12 protein-coding genes are annotated in these 18,324 nt (G+C 61.2%); 7 read left to right on the plus strand and 5 right to left on the minus strand.

Features of this window, described 5'->3' with window-relative positions:
- Positions 1 to 144: 144 nt before the first annotated feature.
- A complete protein-coding gene (locus tag DLD99_RS09805; protein ID WP_085711916.1) occupies positions 145 to 489 on the plus strand; it encodes a YggL family protein in 345 nt (114 codons plus the stop codon).
- A 58-nt stretch (positions 490 to 547) separates the two neighbouring features.
- On the opposite strand, the gene DLD99_RS09810 is transcribed toward DLD99_RS09805, so the two are convergent.
- Positions 548 to 1,738, minus strand: a complete 1,191-nt coding sequence (locus tag DLD99_RS09810; RefSeq protein ID WP_114882039.1) for a benzoate/H(+) symporter BenE family transporter — start codon at positions 1,736 to 1,738, stop codon at positions 548 to 550.
- 224 nt (positions 1,739 to 1,962) lie between these two features.
- Here DLD99_RS09810 and DLD99_RS09815 point away from each other — a divergent pair, with 224 nt between their 5' ends.
- On the plus strand, positions 1,963 to 2,727 hold the full coding sequence (locus DLD99_RS09815) for a GntR family transcriptional regulator (RefSeq protein WP_064378756.1): 765 nt from the start codon (positions 1,963 to 1,965) through the stop codon (positions 2,725 to 2,727).
- A 156-nt stretch (positions 2,728 to 2,883) separates the two neighbouring features.
- Here DLD99_RS09815 and guaD read toward each other — a convergent pair whose 3' ends face one another.
- The 4 genes from guaD to xdhA all read right to left on the minus strand — a co-directional run bounded on the left by guaD (position 2,884) and on the right by xdhA (position 9,022).
- Positions 2,884 to 4,188, minus strand: a complete 1,305-nt coding sequence (gene guaD, locus DLD99_RS09820; RefSeq protein ID WP_085711918.1) for a guanine deaminase — start codon at positions 4,186 to 4,188, stop codon at positions 2,884 to 2,886.
- A 13-nt stretch (positions 4,189 to 4,201) separates the two neighbouring features.
- Positions 4,202 to 5,059, minus strand: a complete 858-nt coding sequence (gene xdhC / locus DLD99_RS09825) for a xanthine dehydrogenase accessory protein XdhC (protein WP_114882040.1) — start codon at positions 5,057 to 5,059, stop codon at positions 4,202 to 4,204.
- A gap of 116 nt (positions 5,060 to 5,175) precedes the next feature.
- Positions 5,176 to 7,575: a xanthine dehydrogenase molybdopterin binding subunit gene (gene xdhB / locus DLD99_RS09830; RefSeq protein WP_114882041.1), complete on the minus strand. Its 2,400-nt coding sequence runs from the start codon at positions 7,573 to 7,575 to the stop codon at positions 5,176 to 5,178.
- A complete protein-coding gene (gene xdhA / locus DLD99_RS09835) occupies positions 7,568 to 9,022 on the minus strand; it encodes a xanthine dehydrogenase small subunit (protein ID WP_114882042.1) in 1,455 nt (484 codons plus the stop codon). The genes xdhB and xdhA overlap by 8 nt, the downstream gene beginning before the upstream one ends.
- 266 nt (positions 9,023 to 9,288) lie before the next feature.
- Here xdhA and DLD99_RS09840 point away from each other — a divergent pair, with 266 nt between their 5' ends.
- The 5 genes from DLD99_RS09840 (at position 9,289) to DLD99_RS09860 (ending at position 18,244) form a co-directional block, all read left to right on the plus strand.
- The gene (locus tag DLD99_RS09840; RefSeq protein ID WP_065259722.1) at positions 9,289 to 9,948 is read left to right on the plus strand and encodes a GntR family transcriptional regulator; all 660 of its coding nucleotides are present in this window, start codon (positions 9,289 to 9,291) and stop codon (positions 9,946 to 9,948) included.
- 2 nt (positions 9,949 to 9,950) lie between these two features.
- Positions 9,951 to 13,439, plus strand: a complete 3,489-nt coding sequence (gene smc, locus DLD99_RS09845; RefSeq protein WP_114882043.1) for a chromosome segregation protein SMC — start codon at positions 9,951 to 9,953, stop codon at positions 13,437 to 13,439.
- 258 nt (positions 13,440 to 13,697) lie between these two features.
- A complete protein-coding gene (zipA, locus tag DLD99_RS09850; RefSeq protein ID WP_114882044.1) occupies positions 13,698 to 14,564 on the plus strand; it encodes a cell division protein ZipA in 867 nt (288 codons plus the stop codon).
- 87 nt (positions 14,565 to 14,651) lie between these two features.
- Positions 14,652 to 17,009, plus strand: coding sequence for an NAD-dependent DNA ligase LigA (gene ligA / locus DLD99_RS09855; protein ID WP_114882045.1), 2,358 nt, complete (start codon positions 14,652 to 14,654; stop codon positions 17,007 to 17,009).
- A 68-nt stretch (positions 17,010 to 17,077) separates the two neighbouring features.
- Positions 17,078 to 18,244, plus strand: a complete 1,167-nt coding sequence (locus tag DLD99_RS09860) for a zinc-binding metallopeptidase family protein (RefSeq protein WP_114882046.1) — start codon at positions 17,078 to 17,080, stop codon at positions 18,242 to 18,244.
- The last annotated feature ends 80 nt before the right edge of the window (positions 18,245 to 18,324 follow it).

The raw sequence follows: 18,324 nt of genomic DNA on the forward strand, positions 1-18,324 counted from the left end.
CAAGGTGTAACAGCTTGTGCCTTTCCCAAGGGGCCCAATCGGTTATTTTTTTACGGGCGGTCGTACGCACGTCCCGGATAGGCGGGCAATCGCCGCCTTAAACTGGTAAAGTGCCGGCCGTTATTACTTAAGAGGATTGTTCCAATGGCGACTAACCGTTCCCAGCGTCTGCGCAAAAAACTGTGCGTCGATGAATTTCAAGAGCTGGGTTTCGAACTGAACCTGGGCTTCAAAGAAGACCTGTCCGAAGAAGCCATTGACGCTTTCCTCGAAGCATTCATCAAAGAAGCCATGGAAGCCAACGGTCTGGGCTATGTCGGCGGCGAAGACTTCGGTCTGGTTTGCCTGCAGAAGCGTGGCTCTGTCTCCGAAGAGCAGCGCGCTGCTGTCGAAGCCTGGCTGAAAACCCGCTCCGAGCTGACCACCACTGAAATCAGCCCGCTGCTGGACGTCTGGTATCCGGAAAAGCCGATCAACGCGGCCAAGTGATACTGAAAAAAATGGCGACCCTCGGGTCGCCGTTTTTTTATGCCTGCTTTTTAACGAGTCATGCCTTGCGCCAGTTGAGGATCAGCAAGGTCAGCACCCCCGCAACAATCCCCCAGAACGCCGAACCGATGGAAAACAGCGTCAGCCCCGACGCCGTGACCATGAAGGTGATCAGCGCCGCTTCCCGTTCCTTCACCTCGGTCATGGCAATGCTCAAGCCATTGATGATCGAACCAAACAGCGCCAGCGCGGCAATCGACAGCACCAGTTCCTTGGGTAGCGCGGCAAACAGCGCCGCCAGCGTGGCGCCGAACACCCCGGCAATCCCGTAGAAAATCCCACACCACACCGCTGCGGTGTAGCGTTTATTGCGATCCTCGTGGGCGTGGGGGCCGGTGCAGATCGCGGCGCTGATCGCTGCGAGGTTGATGCCATGGGAACCGAACGGCGCCAGCAACAGCGAGGCAATGCCGGTGGTGGTGATCAACGGCGAGGCAGGAACGTTGTAGCCGTCGGCGCGCAACACGGCGACGCCGGGCATGTTCTGCGAAGTCATCGCTACGACAAACAACGGAATGCCGATGCTGATGGTTGCCGCGAGAGAAAAATGCGGCGTGGTCCAGACCGGTGTTGCCACTTCCAGGTGAAAACCGCTGAAATCCAGCAGCCCCATGAAGCCCGACAGCGCGGTGCCGATCAGCAGCGCGGCCAGCACCGCATAACGCGGCGTCAGGCGTTTGACCAGCAGATAGGTGAAGAACATCCCCAGTACCAGGCCGGTGCGGTGCTGCGCGGCGACGAAGATTTCGCTGCCGATCTTGAACAGAATCCCCGCCAGCAACGCGGCCGCCAGAGAGGCCGGGATCTTTTTCACCAGCCGTTCGAAGCTGCCGGTCAGGCCGCAAATGGTTACCAGCAGCGCACAAGTGATATAGGCGCCAATCGCTTCGCCGTAGGTGACGCCGCCAAGGCTGGTGATCAGCAGCGCCGCGCCCGGTGTTGACCAGGCAATGGTGATCGGTGTGCGATAGCGCAGCGACAGGCCGATCGAACACACCGCCATGCCGATGGAAATTGCCCAGATCCACGAGGAAATCTGCCCGCTGGTCAGGCCCGCGGCTTGCCCGGCCTGGAACATCAGCACCAGCGAACTGGTGTAACCGGTCATCATCGCGATGAATCCGGCGACGATGGCGGAGGGCGATGTATCCGCAAAGGGACGCAGTCGGGTGTGGGTGATTTCGTTCATGACAGCGGCGTTCCTTGTTCAAGCCACGGATTTCGGGTTTAAGCCTAAACTCAAACGTAACGATGCGTTGCAATACAGCCGAAGTCACAAATAGCCGTACAGTCGTGTTGCCACCTTCCATTGTGTACAATCGCGCTGTTTTTTACGCGATACTTGCCAGCGACCCACTGTGCCGTATTACAGTCACGGTCAATTCGCCGCCGCTCTTCCCGACTCGAGTGCCCATGAACGAACAGTTGCAACCCCTCAAGAAACAACCGCGAGCAGGCAAAGCCGGCCGCAGCGGAACCCAGGACGATATTGTCTATGCGCATATCTTCGAGGCGATCCTCGAACAGCGCCTGGCGCCCGGTACAAAGTTGAGCGAAGAAGCGCTGGGGGAAATTTTCGGGGTCAGCCGCACCATCATTCGCCGCGCGCTCTCGCGTCTGGCCCATGAAGGCGTGGTGCTGTTGCGGCCGAACCGTGGCGCGGTGGTGGCGAGCCCGAGCGTCGAAGAGGCGCGTCAGGTGTTCCTCGCTCGCCGTCTGGTGGAGCGCGCGATCACTGAACTGGCGGTGCAGCACGCAACGGCCGAGCAGATCGCCGAATTGCGCCAGATGGTCAACGACGAACGTGACAGCTTCTCTCGTGGCGATCGCGGTGCCGGCATCCGTCTCTCCGGCGAATTCCACCTGAAACTGGCCGAAGCGGCGAAGAACGCTCCGCTGATCAGCTTCCAGCGCAGCCTGGTTTCGCAGACTTCGCTGATCATCGCCCAATATGAAAGCGGCAACCGCTCGCACTGCTCCTACGACGAACACACCCAGTTGATCGACGCCATCGAAGCGCGCAACGGCGAGCTGGCGGTGGACCTGATGATGCATCACATGGATCACATCGACAGCAAGCTCAACCTCGACGAGGAAAGCGCGTCCGACGATCTGCATGCGGTGTTCTCGCATCTGTTGCAGACCAAAAAGCCGGGGCGGCCTGCGGCCAAGCTCTGAGTTGACACCGTGTCGCGCCCATCGCGAGCAGGCTCGCTCCCACAAGGGAATGCGTTGCAAATGTGGGAGCGAGCTTGCTCGCGATAGCTTTCTGACAGGCAATAAAAATCCCCCGGACTGAAAAGTACCGGGGGATTTTTTATGCCTTGGGAAAACTCAGCGTTGATGCACCAGCGCACCCGCCGCATAGGTCTGGGCCACGGTGCGGTCATCGCCCAGGGTCATCAGCACGAACAACGTTTCGGCAATGTTGTTGGACTGTTTCAGGCGGTAGCTCAGCAGCGGCGTGGCGTTGTAATCCAGCACCAGGAAGTCGGCATCGGAGCCCGGTTGCAGGTTGCCGATCTTGTCTTCCAGGCGCAGTGCCCGCGCGCCGCCGAGGGTGGCGAGGTACAGCGACTTGAACGGGCTCAGGCGCGCACCTTGCAGTTGCATCACTTTGTAGGCTTCGTTCAGGGTCTGCAGCAGCGAGAAACTGGTGCCGCCGCCCACGTCAGTGCCGAGGCCGACGTTCAGTTTGTGCTTCTCGGCCATCGGCAGGTTGAACAGGCCGCTGCCGAGGAAGAAGTTCGAGGTCGGGCAGAACGAGATCGCCGAGCCGGTTTCCGCCAGGCGCGCGCATTCGTCGTCGCACAGGTGCACGCCGTGGGCGAACACCGAACGCTCGCCGAGCAACTGGTAGTGATCGTAGACGTCGAGGTAGCCCTTGCGCTCCGGGAACAGCTCCTTGACCCACTCGATTTCCTTGAGGTTCTCGCTGATGTGGGTCTGCATGTACAGATCCGGGTATTCCGTCAGCAACTGACCGGCTAGGGTCAGTTGTTCCGGGGTGCTGGTCGGGGCGAAGCGTGGGGTGACCGCATAGTGCAGACGACCCTTGCCGTGCCAGCGCTCGATCAGCGCCTTACTGTCGACGTAGCTGGATTCAGCGGTGTCGGTCAGGTAGTCGGGTGCGTTGCGGTCCATCATCACCTTGCCGGCGATCATCCGCAGGTCGAGCTTCTCGGCCGCTTCGAAGAACGAGTTCACCGACTGCGGGTGCACGCTGCCGAACACCAGCGCGGTGGTGGTGCCGTTGCGCAGCAGTTCCTTGATGAAAATGTCCGCCACTTCATCGGCGTGGGCCTTGTCGCCGAACTGGCTTTCGCACGGGAAGGTGTAGGTGTTCAGCCAGTCGAGCAATTGCTCGCCGTAGGCGCCGACCATGCCGGTCTGCGGCAGGTGGATGTGGGTGTCGATGAAACCCGGGGTGATCAGTGCATCCTTGTGATGCGTGATCTCGATGTCCGCCGGCAGGGTCGGCAGCAGTTCGCTGGCGTGGCCGAGGGCGCTGATCTTGCCGCCATCGACCACCAGCAGGCCGTCCTCGAAATACTCGTAGGAGGCTTCGATGCCGACCTCGGCAGGGTCGGCGATGCTGTGCAGGATGGCGGCGCGGTAGGCTTTGCGAGTCAGAGGCATGAGGGTTCTCTAATCAGTTTGAGGCTTTGAGTGTGGCGGCCTGACTGCGGCGCGAAACCGGCAGCAGTTTGGCAATCGGTTCGGCGCTGGCGGTGTGCTGGCCGAAATTGGCGTTATAGGTGGCGATGATCTCGCCGGCGATGGAGATGGCGATTTCCACAGGCAATTTGCCTTTGACTTCGCTGATGCCCATCGGGCAGCGCATGCGTTGCACGACACTGGCGTCGAATCCGCGATCACGCAGGCGGTGTTCGAACTTGGCGCGTTTGGTCTTCGAGCCGATCAGGCCGAACCAGGTGAAGTCGTTGCGCTTGAGGATCGCGGCGGTGAGTTCCAGATCCAGCTGATGGTTGTGGGTCATGACGATGCAGTAGCTGCCGGCGGGCAAGTCGTCGATTTCATCCACAGGCTCTTCGGCGACGATTTTACGCACGCCGTGGGGAATCTGTTTGGGAAATTCCTCTTCCCGGGAATCGATCCAGCGCACCCGGCAGGGCAGGCTGGCGAGCAAGGGAACCAGTGCGCGGCCAACATGACCGGCGCCGAACACGGCGATCTGCGCCTGCACCTGGCCCATCGGTTCGAACAACAGCACCGTGGCGCCACCGCAGCACTGGCCGAGGCTGGCGCCGAGGCTGAAGCGCTCCAGATGGGTGTCCTGCCGGCCGCTGGCGAGCATTTCGCGGGCGATCTGCATGGCTTTGTATTCCAAGTGCCCGCCACCGATGGTGTCGAACATCTGGCGGGCGCTGACGACCATTTTCGAGCCGGCATTGCGCGGCGTCGAGCCGAGTTCTTCGATGATCGTCACCAGAACGCAGGGCTCGCCCTGGTTCTGCAGGTCGGCGAGGGCGTCGATCCAGTTGTACATGTTCACCTCGACATCTTCGTTGTCTGTTCGGGCCTCTTCGCGAGCAAGCCCGCTCCCACAAGGGAATGCATTCCAAATGTGGGAGCGAGCCTGCTCGCGAAGGCCGCGCCTCGATCCTAGAGCGGAGCCAACTCGGTTTCAGCCTCGACGGCCTTCACCGCTTTGAGCTGACGCATCTGCTCGCAACCCCACAACACCCGCTCCGGGGTCGCCGGCGCGTCGATCTTCGGTTGGTGCTTGTAGTCGCCCAGACTGGCCACCGCATCCTTGATCGCGCACCACGCGGCGATGCCGAGCATGAACGGCGGCTCACCCACAGCCTTGGAGTGGAACACCGTGTCTTCCGGGTTCTTGCGGTTTTCCACCAGCTTCACCCGCAGATCCAGCGGCATGTCCGCCACGGCCGGGATCTTGTAGCTGGCCGGGCCGTTGGTCATCAGCTTGCCCTTGTTGTTCCACACCAGTTCTTCCATGGTCAGCCAGCCCATGCCTTGGACGAAACCGCCCTCGACCTGGCCAATGTCGATGGCCGGGTTCAGCGAGGCGCCGACGTCGTGCAGGATGTCGGTACGCAGCATCTTGTACTCGCCGGTCAGGGTGTCGACGATCACTTCGCAGCACGCCGCGCCGAAGGCGAAGTAGTAGAACGGCCGACCACGGGCCTGGCTGCGGTCGTAGTAGATTTTCGGGGTCTTGTAGAACCCGGTGCTCGACAACGACACCTGATTGAAATACGCCAGCTGGATCAGCGCTTCGAAGGTCATGATGTGGTCGCGCACACGGACGTGGCCGTTGTGGAATTCCACGTCTTCTTCGCTGACCTTGTAGTGCCGCGCGGCGAACTCGACGAGGCGCTGCTTGATGATTTCCGCCGCGTTCTGCGCGGCTTTACCGTTGAGGTCGGCACCGCTGGACGCCGCCGTCGGCGAGGTGTTCGGCACCTTGTCGGTGTTGGTCGCGGTGATCTGCACGCGGTCCATTTCCACCTGGAACACTTCGGCCACGACTTGCGCGACTTTGGTGTTCAGACCCTGACCCATTTCCGTGCCGCCATGGTTCAAATGGATGCTGCCGTCGGTGTAGACGTGCACCAGGGCGCCGGCCTGGTTGAGGAAGCTGGCGGTAAAGGAAATGCCGAATTTCACCGGGGTCAGCGCCAGGCCTTTTTTCAGGATCGGGCTGTTGGCGTTGTAGCGACGGATCGCTTCGCGGCGCTCGGCGTACTGGCTGCTTTCTTCCAGTTCGGCGGTCATTTCCTCGAGCATGTTGTGCTCGACGGTCTGGTAGTAATGGGTGACGTTACGCTCGGTCTTGCCGTAGTAGTTGGCCTTGCGCACGGCCAGCGGATCGAGGTTGAGGTGACGGGCGATGGCGTCCATCACTTCCTCGATCGCGACCATCCCTTGGGGGCCGCCGAAACCACGGTACGCAGTGTTCGACGCGGTGTTGGTCTTGCAGCGGTGACCGTTGATGGTGGCGTCACCGAGGTAGTACGAGTTGTCCGAGTGGAACATCGCCCGGTCGACAATCGAGGCCGACAGGTCAGGCGAACAGCCGCAGTTACCGGCCAGATCCATCGCAATCCCGTGCAGGCGCCCGGTGCTGTCGAAGCCAACGTCGTACTCGACGTAGAACGGGTGACGCTTGCCGGTCATCAGCATGTCTTCGACCCGTGGCAGGCGCATCTTGGTCGGCTGGCCGGTGAGGTGTGCGACCACGGCGCACAGGCACGCCGGGCTTGCAGCCTGGGTCTCCTTGCCACCGAAACCACCGCCCATGCGGCGCATGTCGACGACGATTTTGTTCATCGAAACGTCGAGGACTTCAGCCACCAGTTTCTGCACTTCGGTGGGGTTCTGGGTCGAGCAGTAGACGATCATGCCGCCGTCTTCGGTCGGCATTACCGAGGAGATCTGGGTCTCCAGATAGAAGTGTTCCTGACCGCCAATGTGCAGCGTGCCTTGAATGCGATGCTCAGCGGTGGCCAACGCATTGGCCGAATCGCCGCGCTGGTGGGTGTGGCTGTCGAGCACGAAGTGGCGTTTGCGCAGGGCTTCGACCACGTCCAGCACCGGTTCCAGATCTTCGTATTCGATGATCGCGGCCATGGCGGCCTTGCGTGCGGTTTCCAGATCTTTCGCGGCCACGGCCAGCACCGGTTGACCGACGAACTGCACGTCATCGATGGCCAGCAGCGGATCGCCCGGCAGCAGCGGGCCGATGTCTTTCAGGCCCGGCACGTCTACGTGGGTGATGGCGATGCGCACGCCTTCGAAGGCGTAGCAGGGTTTGGTGTCGATGCTGATGATTTTCGCGTGGGCGCGATCCGACAACCGTGCGTAAACGTGCAACTGGTTGGGGAATTCGAGCCGGTCATCGATGTACTGCGCTTCGCCGGACACATGCTTGGCGGCGCTATCGTGCTTGACGCTGCGGCCGACACCGGTGGTCAGGTCTTTGGCGAACAGTTCAGCCAGTTCAGCTTGTGTTTTCTCTACGCCGTGATGGTTAGACATAAGCGGTCACCCGAGTCTCGATGTGCGGTGTTTGCAGTTCGATGAAGTATTTGCGCAGCAGGTTCTGCGCGCTGAGCAGGCGGTATTCCTTGCTGGCGCGGAAGTCCGAGAGCGGGGTGAAATCCTCGCCCAGTGCGGTGCAGGCACGTTCGACCACGGCGTTGTTGAACGGCTGGCCGAGCAGCACGGCTTCGCAGTGAGCGGCGCGTTTCGGGATTGCGGCCATGCCGCCGAAGGCGACGCGGGCGTCAGTGATCACACCGTTTTCGACGCGCAGGTTGAACGCGGCGCAGACGGCGGAGATGTCATCGTCCAGACGCTTGGAGACTTTGTAGGCGCGGAAGCGCTGCTCGGTCGTGGCGCGAGGGACGATGATTTTCTCGATGAACTCGCTTTCCTGACGCGCGGTGACCCGGTAATCGATGAAGTAATCTTCCAGGTTCAGCGTACGGCGGGTCTCGCCCTTGCACAGCACGATTTGCGCGCCGAGGGCGATCAGCAGGGGTGGCGAGTCACCAATCGGTGAGGCGTTGCCAATGTTGCCGCCGAGGGTGCCCTGGTTGCGGATCTGCAGCGAGGCGAAGCGGTGCAGCAGTTCGCCGAAATCCGGGTACTCGGCGTTCAACGCTTCGTAGCAGTCGGAGAGGGCGGTGGCGGCGCCGATTTCGATGCGGTCATCGAAGTGCTCGATGCGCTTCATTTCGGCGACGTTGCCGACGTAGATCATCACCGGCAGGGTGCGGTGGAACTGCGTGACTTCCAGCGCCAGATCGGTGCCGCCGGCCAGCAGCCGGGCTTGTGGATACGCGTCGTAGAGATCGGCCAGATCAGCCACGGTCAGCGGCACCAGGCAGCGTTTGTCGCCGCTGTTGAGTTCGCCGATCGAAGTCGGGGCAATGGCTTTGAGGCGGGCTATGGTTTCCGCTTCACGGGCGTCGAACTGGTCCGGCTGCTTGCCGCAGCAGGATTGCTCGGCAGCGGCCAGGATCGGCCGGTAGCCGGTGCAGCGGCAAAGGTTGCCGGCCAGCGCTTCGTGGGCCTTGGCATGATCCGGTGCATCACTGTTCTTTTGCAGGGCGAACAGCGACATCACGAAACCGGGGGTGCAGAAACCGCATTGCGAACCGTGGCATTCGACCATGGCTTTCTGCACGCTGTGCAGTTCGCCCTGGTGCTTGAGGTCTTCGACGCTGATGAGTTGTTTGCCGTGCAGCGACGAAACGAACGTCAGGCACGAGTTGAGGCTGCGATAGCGAATGTGCTCGCGGCCGTCGTCATCCGTCTGCAACTCGCCGACCACCACCGTGCACGCGCCGCAGTCACCGCTGGCGCAGCCTTCTTTGGTGCCGGATTTGCCCACGTGTTCACGCAGGTAGTTGAGCACAGTCAGGTTCGGGTCCAGGGCGTGCTCGCTACGGAGTTCCTGGTTGAGTAAAAACTGGATCACGGAAGGCCTCGCAGACTCATTATTGTTGTTAAGCGACTTGAGCCGAATTTAGCAGGTCTGACTTTTCGGTCAATGGTTTTCTGACTTAAAGGTCAGGAAAAGCCGTTTTGTCGCTTTGCAACGTGTCTCTTCAGTATTGACCCTCATTGGATCAACTGCTTTTTTGCGGGATTCGTGCCAAAAACCGCTGTGCGGGCACTCCGCCATGAACGCGCATTGCGCTACACTGCGCCGCTTGTGCAGATCGAAGAGTTTGAAGGACAACCATGACGTTCAAGGCGCCGGACAGCCTCGCCGAGCAAATCGCTCACCACCTCGCCGAACGGATCATTCGCGGCGAAATGAAGCCGGGAGAGCGTATCCAGGAACAGAAGGTCACGCTGGCGCTGAACGTCAGCCGCGGCTCGGTCCGCGAGGCCTTGCTGATCCTCGAGCGCCGTCATCTGATCGCGATCCTGCCGCGCCGCGGCGCCCACGTCACCGAGCTGACGGCGCACAAGGTGCAGAGCCTGTGCACGTTGATGAGCGAGCTGTACATCCTGCTCGGCAACGCAGTGGCCAATGGCTGGCAGGTCCAGGCTGATATGGCGCCGTTCGTGCAGATCCAGCAGCGCTTGACTGCCAGCTACGAGCGTCAGGACATCCGCACCTTCGTCGACGACAGCTTCAACGTGATGCGCGCCGCGTACCCGTTCGCCAACAACCCGTACCTGCAGGAAACCGTCGAAAACCTGCAACCGGCCATGAGCCGTGCGTACTTCCTCGCGCTGGAGCAGCGCAAGGCCGAAATGAGCGAGTTCCTCGAACTGTTCGAGCGCTTGCTGGCCGCCGTCCTCGCCCGTGACCTGCCGCAGATCCGCATCGTGCTGACGGCTTACGCCCAGCGCAGCTGCGATCTGGTGGTGTCCGCCCTGACGGTTGCCTGACCTTGCGCCTCAAGTGCATCAAACTGGCGGGGTTCAAATCCTTCGTCGATCCGACCACGGTGAACTTCCCCAGCAACATGGCGGCGGTCGTCGGGCCGAACGGTTGCGGCAAGTCGAACATCATCGACGCCGTGCGCTGGGTGATGGGCGAAAGCTCGGCCAAGAACCTGCGCGGCGAGTCGATGACCGACGTTATCTTCAACGGCTCGACCAGCCGAAAACCGGTGAGCCAGGCCAGCATCGAACTGGTGTTCGACAACTCCGACGGCACGCTGCTGGGCGAGTGGGCGGCGTATGCGGAAATTTCGATCCGCCGTAAAGTGACCCGCGACAGCCAGACCACTTACTACCTCAACGGCGCCAAATGCCGTCGTCGTGACATCACCGACATCTTTCTCGGCACCGGCCTCGGCCCGCGCAGCTACTCGATCATCGAGCAGGGGATGATCTCCAAGCTGATCGAATCCAAGCCGGAAGACCTGCGCAACTTCATCGAAGAAGCTGCCGGTATCTCCAAGTACAAGGAGCGCCGGCGCGAGACCGAAAACCGCATCCGCCGCACCCACGAAAACCTTGCCCGTCTGACCGACCTGCGCGAAGAGCTTGAGCGTCAGCTCGAACGCTTGCACCGTCAGGCCGAAGCTGCGAGGAAATATCAGGAATTCAAGGCTGAAGAGCGTCAGCTCAAGGCGCAACTGTCGGCCCTGCGCTGGCAGGATCTGAACGATCAGGTCGGCCAGCGCGAGTCGATCATCGGCAACCAGGAAATCAGCTTCGAAGCGCTGGTCGCCGAGCAACGCAACGCCGACGCCGCCATTGAGCGCCTGCGCGACGGTCACCATGACCTGTCCGAGCGCTTCAATCTGGTGCAGGGGCGCTTCTATTCGGTCGGCGGTGACATCGCCCGGGTCGAGCAGAGCATCCAGCACGGCCAGCAACGCTTGCGCCAGTTGCAAGACGACTTGAAGGAAGCCGAGCGCGCGCGCCTCGAAACCGAATCGCACCTGGGCCACGACCGCACCTTGCTGCTGACCCTCGGCGAAGAACTCGATCAACTGACCCCCGAGCAGGAAATCACCAACGCCGCCGCCGAAGAAGCCGCCGCGGCGCTGGAAGATTCCGAAACCGTCATGCACGGCTGGCAGGAGCAGTGGGACGCCTTCAACCTGACCGCCGCCGAACCGCGCCGTCAGGCCGAAGTGCAGCAGTCGCGCATCCAGCAGCTGGAAACCAGCATGGAGCGTCTGGCCGATCGGCAAAAGCGTCTGGGCGAAGAGCGCGCGCTGCTCTCGGCCGATCCGGAAGACGCGGCGATCATGGAACTCAGCGAGCAGCTCGCCGAGTCCGAAGCCACCCTTGAAGATCTGCAGACCAGTGAAGAAGCTCAGGTCGAAAAACTCGAGCAACTGCGTCAGGAATTGCAGCAGGCACTGACTGCACAGCAACAGGCGCAGGGCGATTTGCAGCGGCTCAACGGTCGCCTCGCGTCCCTCGAAGCCTTGCAGCAGGCCGCGCTCGATCCAGGCACCGGCACCGCCGAATGGCTGAAGGAACATAACCTCGCCGAGCGCCCGCGTCTGGCCGAAGGCCTGAAGGTCGAGGCCGGTTGGGAGCTGGCGGTGGAAACCGTGCTCGGCGCCGACCTGCAAGCGGTGTTGGTGGATGATTTCGCCGGTTTCGATCTGTCCGGTTTTGCCCAGGGCGATCTGCGTTTACTCAGCCCCGGCAATGACGGCGTGCGCGTGGCCGGCAGCCTGCTGGACAAGGTCGAGGCGCAGGTTGATCTGTCGCCATGGCTGGGTCAGGTCAAACCGGTCGACAGCCTTGAGCAGGCACTGGCATTGCGCGGCCAACTGGCTGCCGGGCAGAGCCTGATCAGTCGCGACGGCTACTGGGTCGGTCGGCACTTCCTGCGGGTACGCCGCGCCAGCGAGGCCGAAAGCGGCATGCTTGCGCGCGGCCAGGAAATCGAATCGCTGCATGCGGAACGCGAAGAACGCGAAGCCACGGTCGAAGCCATGGAAACCCGTCTGCAGACCCTGCGCGCGCAACAGCGTCAGCAGGAAAACGGTCGCGAACATTTGCGTCGTTTGCTGCAGGACGAAGCTCGTCAGCAAGGCGAATTGAAAGCTCAACTTTCAGCCGGCAAAGCCAAGGCCGAGCAGTTGACCCTGCGCCGTACCCGTCTCGACGAAGAGCTGGTCGAACTCGCCGAGCAGCGCGAACTGGAACACGAAAATATCGGCGAAGCGCGGATCCAGTTACAGGACGCCCTCGACGCCATGGCTCTCGACACCGAGCAGCGCGAATTGCTGCTGGCCCAGCGCGACAGCCTGCGCGAACGCCTCGACCGGGTGCGTCAGGAGGCTCGTCAGCACAAGGATCATGCCCATCAATTGGCCGTGCGTCTTGGCTCGCTGCGCGCACAACACGATTCGACCCGCCAGGCCCTTGAGCGTCTGGAAATGCAGGCCGAGCGCCTGACCGAAAAACGTGAGCAGCTCAGCCTGAATCTGGAGGAGGGCGAGGCGCCGCTGGAAGAGCTGCGCCTCAAACTTGAAGAGTTGCTCGACAAGCGCATGAGCGTCGACGACGAACTCAAGACCGCACAGATCGCCCTGGAAGACGCCGACCGCGAACTGCGCGACGCGGAAAAACGCCGGACCCAGGCCGAGCAGCAATCACAATTGATCCGCGGCCAGCTCGAACAGCAACGCATGGAATGGCAGGCCCTGACCGTGCGCCGCAAGGCCCTGCAGGATCAACTGCTGGAAGACGGCTACGATTTGCACGGCGTACTCAATACCTTGAGCGCCGAGGCCAGTGAGAAGGAGGCCGAAGAAGAACTGGAACGCATCGCCGCACGCATTCAGCGCCTGGGCGCGATCAACCTCGCGGCGATCGACGAATACACGCAACAATCCGAGCGTAAACGTTATCTGGATGCCCAGGACGCCGATCTGGTGGAAGCACTGGAGACGCTGGAAAACGTCATCCGCAAGATCGACAAGGAAACCCGAAACCGTTTCAAAGATACCTTTGATCAGATCAATGGCGGTTTACAGGCGCTTTTCCCGAAAGTTTTCGGTGGTGGACGCGCCTATTTGGAACTGACGGGCGAAGATCTACTCGATACAGGGGTGACGATCATGGCGCAGCCGCCCGGAAAGAAGAACAGCACCATCCATTTGCTTTCCGGCGGCGAAAAAGCCCTGACCGCACTGGCACTGGTTTTTGCGATCTTCAAGTTGAATCCGGCGCCGTTCTGCATGCTCGATGAGGTTGACGCGCCACTGGATGACGCTAACGTTGGACGCTACGCACGCTTGGTCAAAGAGATGTCGCAGACCGTGCAGTTCATCTATATCACCCACAACAAGATCGCCATGGAAATGGCCGAGCAGTTGATGGGCGTGACGATGCACGAGCCGGGATGTTCGCGACTGGTAGCCGTGGATGTCGAGGAGGCGATGGCGATGGTGGATGCCTGAGCCGGCGCTGTCGGAAAAGGTATTTGTAGTCTGTAGGACATATTTACCGGCTTCGACTTGCTGGCCAATCGACATAATCGCGCAAGCCAATGAGACAGACGGTGTAAAGTTGTCTTTGGTCGTGCTAGTTTAATGTCAATTTTTCGTATACGTGGGCAAAACGCCTGTCAGAACATAGAGTTGGCGCCACGTTTTAAAGCGGTTTGCACAGTGTAAACCCCTTATTTTTCAGCATTTTTTATAGAGGCACGGGATTACATGGAAATCGGTCTGCGCGAGTGGCTGATCGTCATCGGCATCATTGTGATAGCCGGTATTCTTTTCGATGGCTGGCGCCGTATGCGCGGCGGCAAGGGAAAACTGAAATTCCGTCTTGACCGAAGTCTGTCCAACCTGCCGGACGAGGACACCAGCGCCGAGCTGTTGGGCCCGGCCCGCGTGCTGGATACCCATAAAGAGCCACAACTGGACGAACACGACCTGCCATCGGTGAGCATGCCGGCCCGCGAACCACGCGAGCCTCGCGAAACCGGTTCCAAGCGCGGCAAGCGTGGCAACAACGGTCCGGCCCAGGGCGACCTGAACCTCGATCTGGACCTGGACGGCGGTCCGAGCTTCAGCAGCCGTGACGATGACTTCATCGAGCCGGTCGCCAAGTCGTCGCCGGCCGTTGCCGACAAGGATCAGCCGCAAGCCGAAGAAGTCCTGGTGATCAGCGTGATCTGCCGCGACCCGGCCGGCTTCAAGGGCCCGGCACTGTTGCAGAACATTCTGGAAAGCGGTCTGCGTTTCGGCGAGATGGACATTTTCCACCGTCACGAAAGCATGGCCGGCAACGGCGAAGTGCTGTTCTCCATGGCCAACGCGGTCAAGCCGGGCATCTTCGATCTGGACGACATCGACCATTTCAGCACCCCGGCGGTGAGCTTCTTCCTCGGCCTGCCAGGCCCGCGTCATCCGAAGCAGGCCTTCGACGTGATGGTGGCGGCAGCCCGCAAGCTGTCCCAGGAACTGAACGGCGAATTGAAAGATGACCAGCGCAGCGTCCTGACCGCGCAAACCATCGAGCACTACCGTCAGCGCATCGTCGAATTCGAACGTCGCGCCCTGACCCAGAAGCGTTGATTGAAAAGGTTGCCTCGCAATACAGGGGCAATCGGCAAAATAGATTGAGCAGCCTCGGCTGCTCTTTTGCTTTATGAGAGAACACCCATGACTGCCGCCAAAGACCGCATTCTAGAGCTGCGCGCTGAACTCGATCAGCACAACTACCGTTACCACGTACTCGATGAGCCGAGCATTCCGGATGCCGAGTACGACCGGTTGTTCCACGAGCTCAAGGCGCTGGAAGCGGCCAACCCGGAACTGATCACCAGCGACTCGCCGACCCAGCGCGTCGGCAGCGTGGCGCTGACCGCATTCACCCAGGTGCGTCACGAAGTGCCGATGCTCAGCCTCGGCAACGCCTTCGAAGAAACCGACATGCGCGAGTTCGACCGCCGGGTGACCGAAGGTCTGGACCTGCCGGCCGGTGATCTGTTCGGCGGTGGTGCGGCAGTGGAATACAGCTGCGAGCCGAAACTCGATGGCCTGGCGGTCAGCCTGCTGTATCAGGACGGCGTGCTGGTACGCGGCGCCACGCGCGGCGACGGCACTACTGGCGAAGACATCAGCGTCAACGTGCGCACCGTGCGCAACATTCCGCTGAAGCTGCACGGCGAAGGCTGGCCGGCGACCCTGGAAGTGCGCGGCGAAGTGTTCATGTCCAAGGCCGGTTTCGAGCGCCTCAACGCCTCGCAACTGGAAGTCGGCGGCAAGACTTTCGCCAACCCGCGCAACGCGGCTGCCGGCAGCCTGCGTCAGCTGGATTCGAAGATCACCGCCAACCGTCCGCTGGAGTTCTGCTGCTACGGCATCGGCCAGGTTTCTCACGATATTTCCGACACCCACATCGGCAATCTCAAGCAACTGCAAGCCTGGGGCATGCCGATCAGCCATGAACTGAAACTGGCCAAAGGCATCGGCGAATGCCTGGATTACTACCGCGATATCGGTGAGCGCCGTAACTCGCTGGCCTATGAAATCGACGGCGTGGTGTTCAAGGTCAACAACATTGCCGACCAGCGCGAACTGGGCTTCCGCGCCCGCGAACCGCGCTGGGCCATCGCGCACAAATTCCCGGCCATGGAAGAACTCACCGAACTGCTTGACGTGGAATTCCAGGTCGGTCGCACCGGTGCCGTCACGCCCGTGGCGCGGTTGAAACCGGTCAAGGTCGCCGGCGTCACCGTGGCCAACGCCACGCTGCACAACATGGACGAAGTCGCACGGCTGGGCCTGATGATCGGCGACACGGTGATCATTCGCCGTGCCGGTGACGTGATCCCGCAAGTGGTGCAAGTGGTCATCGAGCGCCGCCCGGAAGATGCGCGGCCGGTGCAGATTCCCGAGAGCTGCCCGGTCTGCGGCTCCCACGTCGAGCGCACGCAACTGGTCAAGCGCAGCAAGGGCAAGGAAACCATCAGCGAAGGCGCGGTGTACCGCTGCGTCGGTCGTCTGGCCTGCGGTGCGCAACTCAAGCAGGCGATCATTCACTTCGTTTCCCGTCGGGCGATGGACATCGAAGGCCTCGGTGACAAGAGCGTCGAGCAACTGGTCGACGAAGGTCTGGTCAGTTCGCCGGCCGATCTTTATGCGCTGAGGTTCGACGATATCGTCGATCTGGAAGGCTTTGCCGAGGTGTCGAGCAACAAGTTGCTGGCCGCCATCGAAGACAGCAAGAAGCCGGGTCTGGCGCGCTTTATCTATGCGCTGGGTATCCCGGATGTCGGCGAGGAGACGGCCAAGGTGCTGGCGCGTTCGCTGGGTTCGCTGGAGCGCGTCCAGCAAGCCTTGCCGCAAGTGCTGACGTACCTGCCGGACATCGGTCTGGAAGTGGCCCACGAGATTCACAGCTTCTTTGAAGATGCGCACAACCAGCAGGTGATTACCGAATTGTTGGGCCATGGTTTGCAGATTCAGGATCAGGGCGAGCTGGGCGCCGAGTTTGCCGCCAGCACCACGTTGGGCGGTTTCCTCGACAAGCTGCACATCCCTTCGGTGGGGCCGGGCGGGGCGCAGAAACTGGCGGACAAGTTCGAAACGCTGGAAGGGGTGATGAACGCTGACTGGCTGGACATGCGCCAGGCATTGCCGGAGAAGCAGGCCAACTCGGTGCGCGAGTTTTTCGAACTGCCCGAGCATCGGCAACTGGCGGAAAGCGCCGAAAAGCAGCTGCGCGATTTCGGCATGCACTGGCAGAGCGAAAAGAAAGTCGTCGAAGGCCTGCCGCTGGCCGGGGAGACCTGGGTGCTGACCGGCAAGGTCGAGCTGATGAGCCGCGATGTCGCCAAGGAACACCTGGAAAGCCTTGGCGCCAAGGTCGCCGGTTCCGTGTCGGCCAAGACTCATTGCGTGGTCGCGGGGCCAGGCGCCGGGTCGAAACTGACCAAGGCCAACGAGTTGGGCGTGAAGGTCATGGATGAAGAGGCATTTATCGCGTTCCTGAAAGGGCACGGTATTTCCGCCTGACGCAACGCGCGGGAACGATCGACTCGCAGGAATGATCTAGTCTTGGCTAGCCCCAGGGAGAGATCGCCATGTACCGCTTTTTCGAGCAGCTCAGTTCCCGCATCGTCGCGCCGTTCATGGGCGAATCCTCGCGCAACAGCAAAGTCTGGCCGTGTCGCTGCGGCCAGTCGCTGTTCTTTCGCAACAGTCAGTGCCTGGCCTGCAACGCAGCACTGGGTTATCAACCGGAACACAGTCGGCTGACCTCGCTGCAACCGGGGCCGCAGGAAGGCACCTGGACGCTGGATGTCGATCCCGAGGCCGGACTGTTCCGGCGTTGCGCCAATCTCGATACCCCGGCCGCCTGCAACTGGCTGCTGCCCGCCAACGATCACGACACCCTGTGTGCTGCCTGCGATCTGAATCGCACCATCCCTGATCTGTCCGTCCCGGAAAACCCCGAGCGCTGGCGCAAGGTGGAAATCGCCAAGCGGCGACTGGTGGCTCAACTGATCAGCCTGGGTCTGCCGGTCATCCCGAAAACCGTGGATGAAGACACCGGTCTGGCGTTCGATTTCATCGGCGTCGATCTGGAAGGCAATGCTCCCATGACCGGCCACGCCAATGGCCTGATCACCCTCGACATCGCAGAAGCCGACGACGCCCACCGCGAACAGGTCCGGGCGCAGATGCACGAACCCTATCGCACATTGCTCGGGCATTTTCGCCATGAGGTCGGGCATTACTACTGGGATCGGTTGATCGCCAACGGCCCCTGGCTGGGTTCATTTCGCAACCTGTTCGGCGACGAACGCGCCAGTTATGCCGAGGCGCTGGAGCGGCATTATCAACAGGGCGCGCCGGCCGACTGGTCGCAGCATTACGTCAGCGCCTACGCCACCATGCACCCGTGGGAAGACTGGGCGGAAACCTGGGCGCATTATCTGCACATGATGGATGCGGTAGACACAGCGCTGGGTTTCGGCATGAGTGCCCGGGAGATGGATCTCGATTACCAGCCGTTTCCATCAAGCACGTTGTACGACCCTGAACATCCCGGCGGCGCGGCGTTCCTGTCGTTCGTCAACGCGTGGATCGAACTGGCCGGCATGCTCAACGAACTGTCGCGCAGCATGGGCCAGCCGGATTTCTATCCTTTCGTCTTACCGCCTGCGGCAATCGCCAAGCTGCACTTCATTCATCTGGTAATCCAGCAAGAGGGCGGCCGTGCGGACGAGGTGCTGCAGGCGCAATAGCAAGTGCTTGAAGCCCTTCATATTTTTAATCTGCAACCAGCGGTTGTAACTTCGTCTCAGATAGGTACAATGGCGCGGCT

The sequence above is a fragment of the Pseudomonas kribbensis genome, from assembly GCF_003352185.1.
Taxonomy (GTDB): domain Bacteria; phylum Pseudomonadota; class Gammaproteobacteria; order Pseudomonadales; family Pseudomonadaceae; genus Aquipseudomonas; species Aquipseudomonas kribbensis.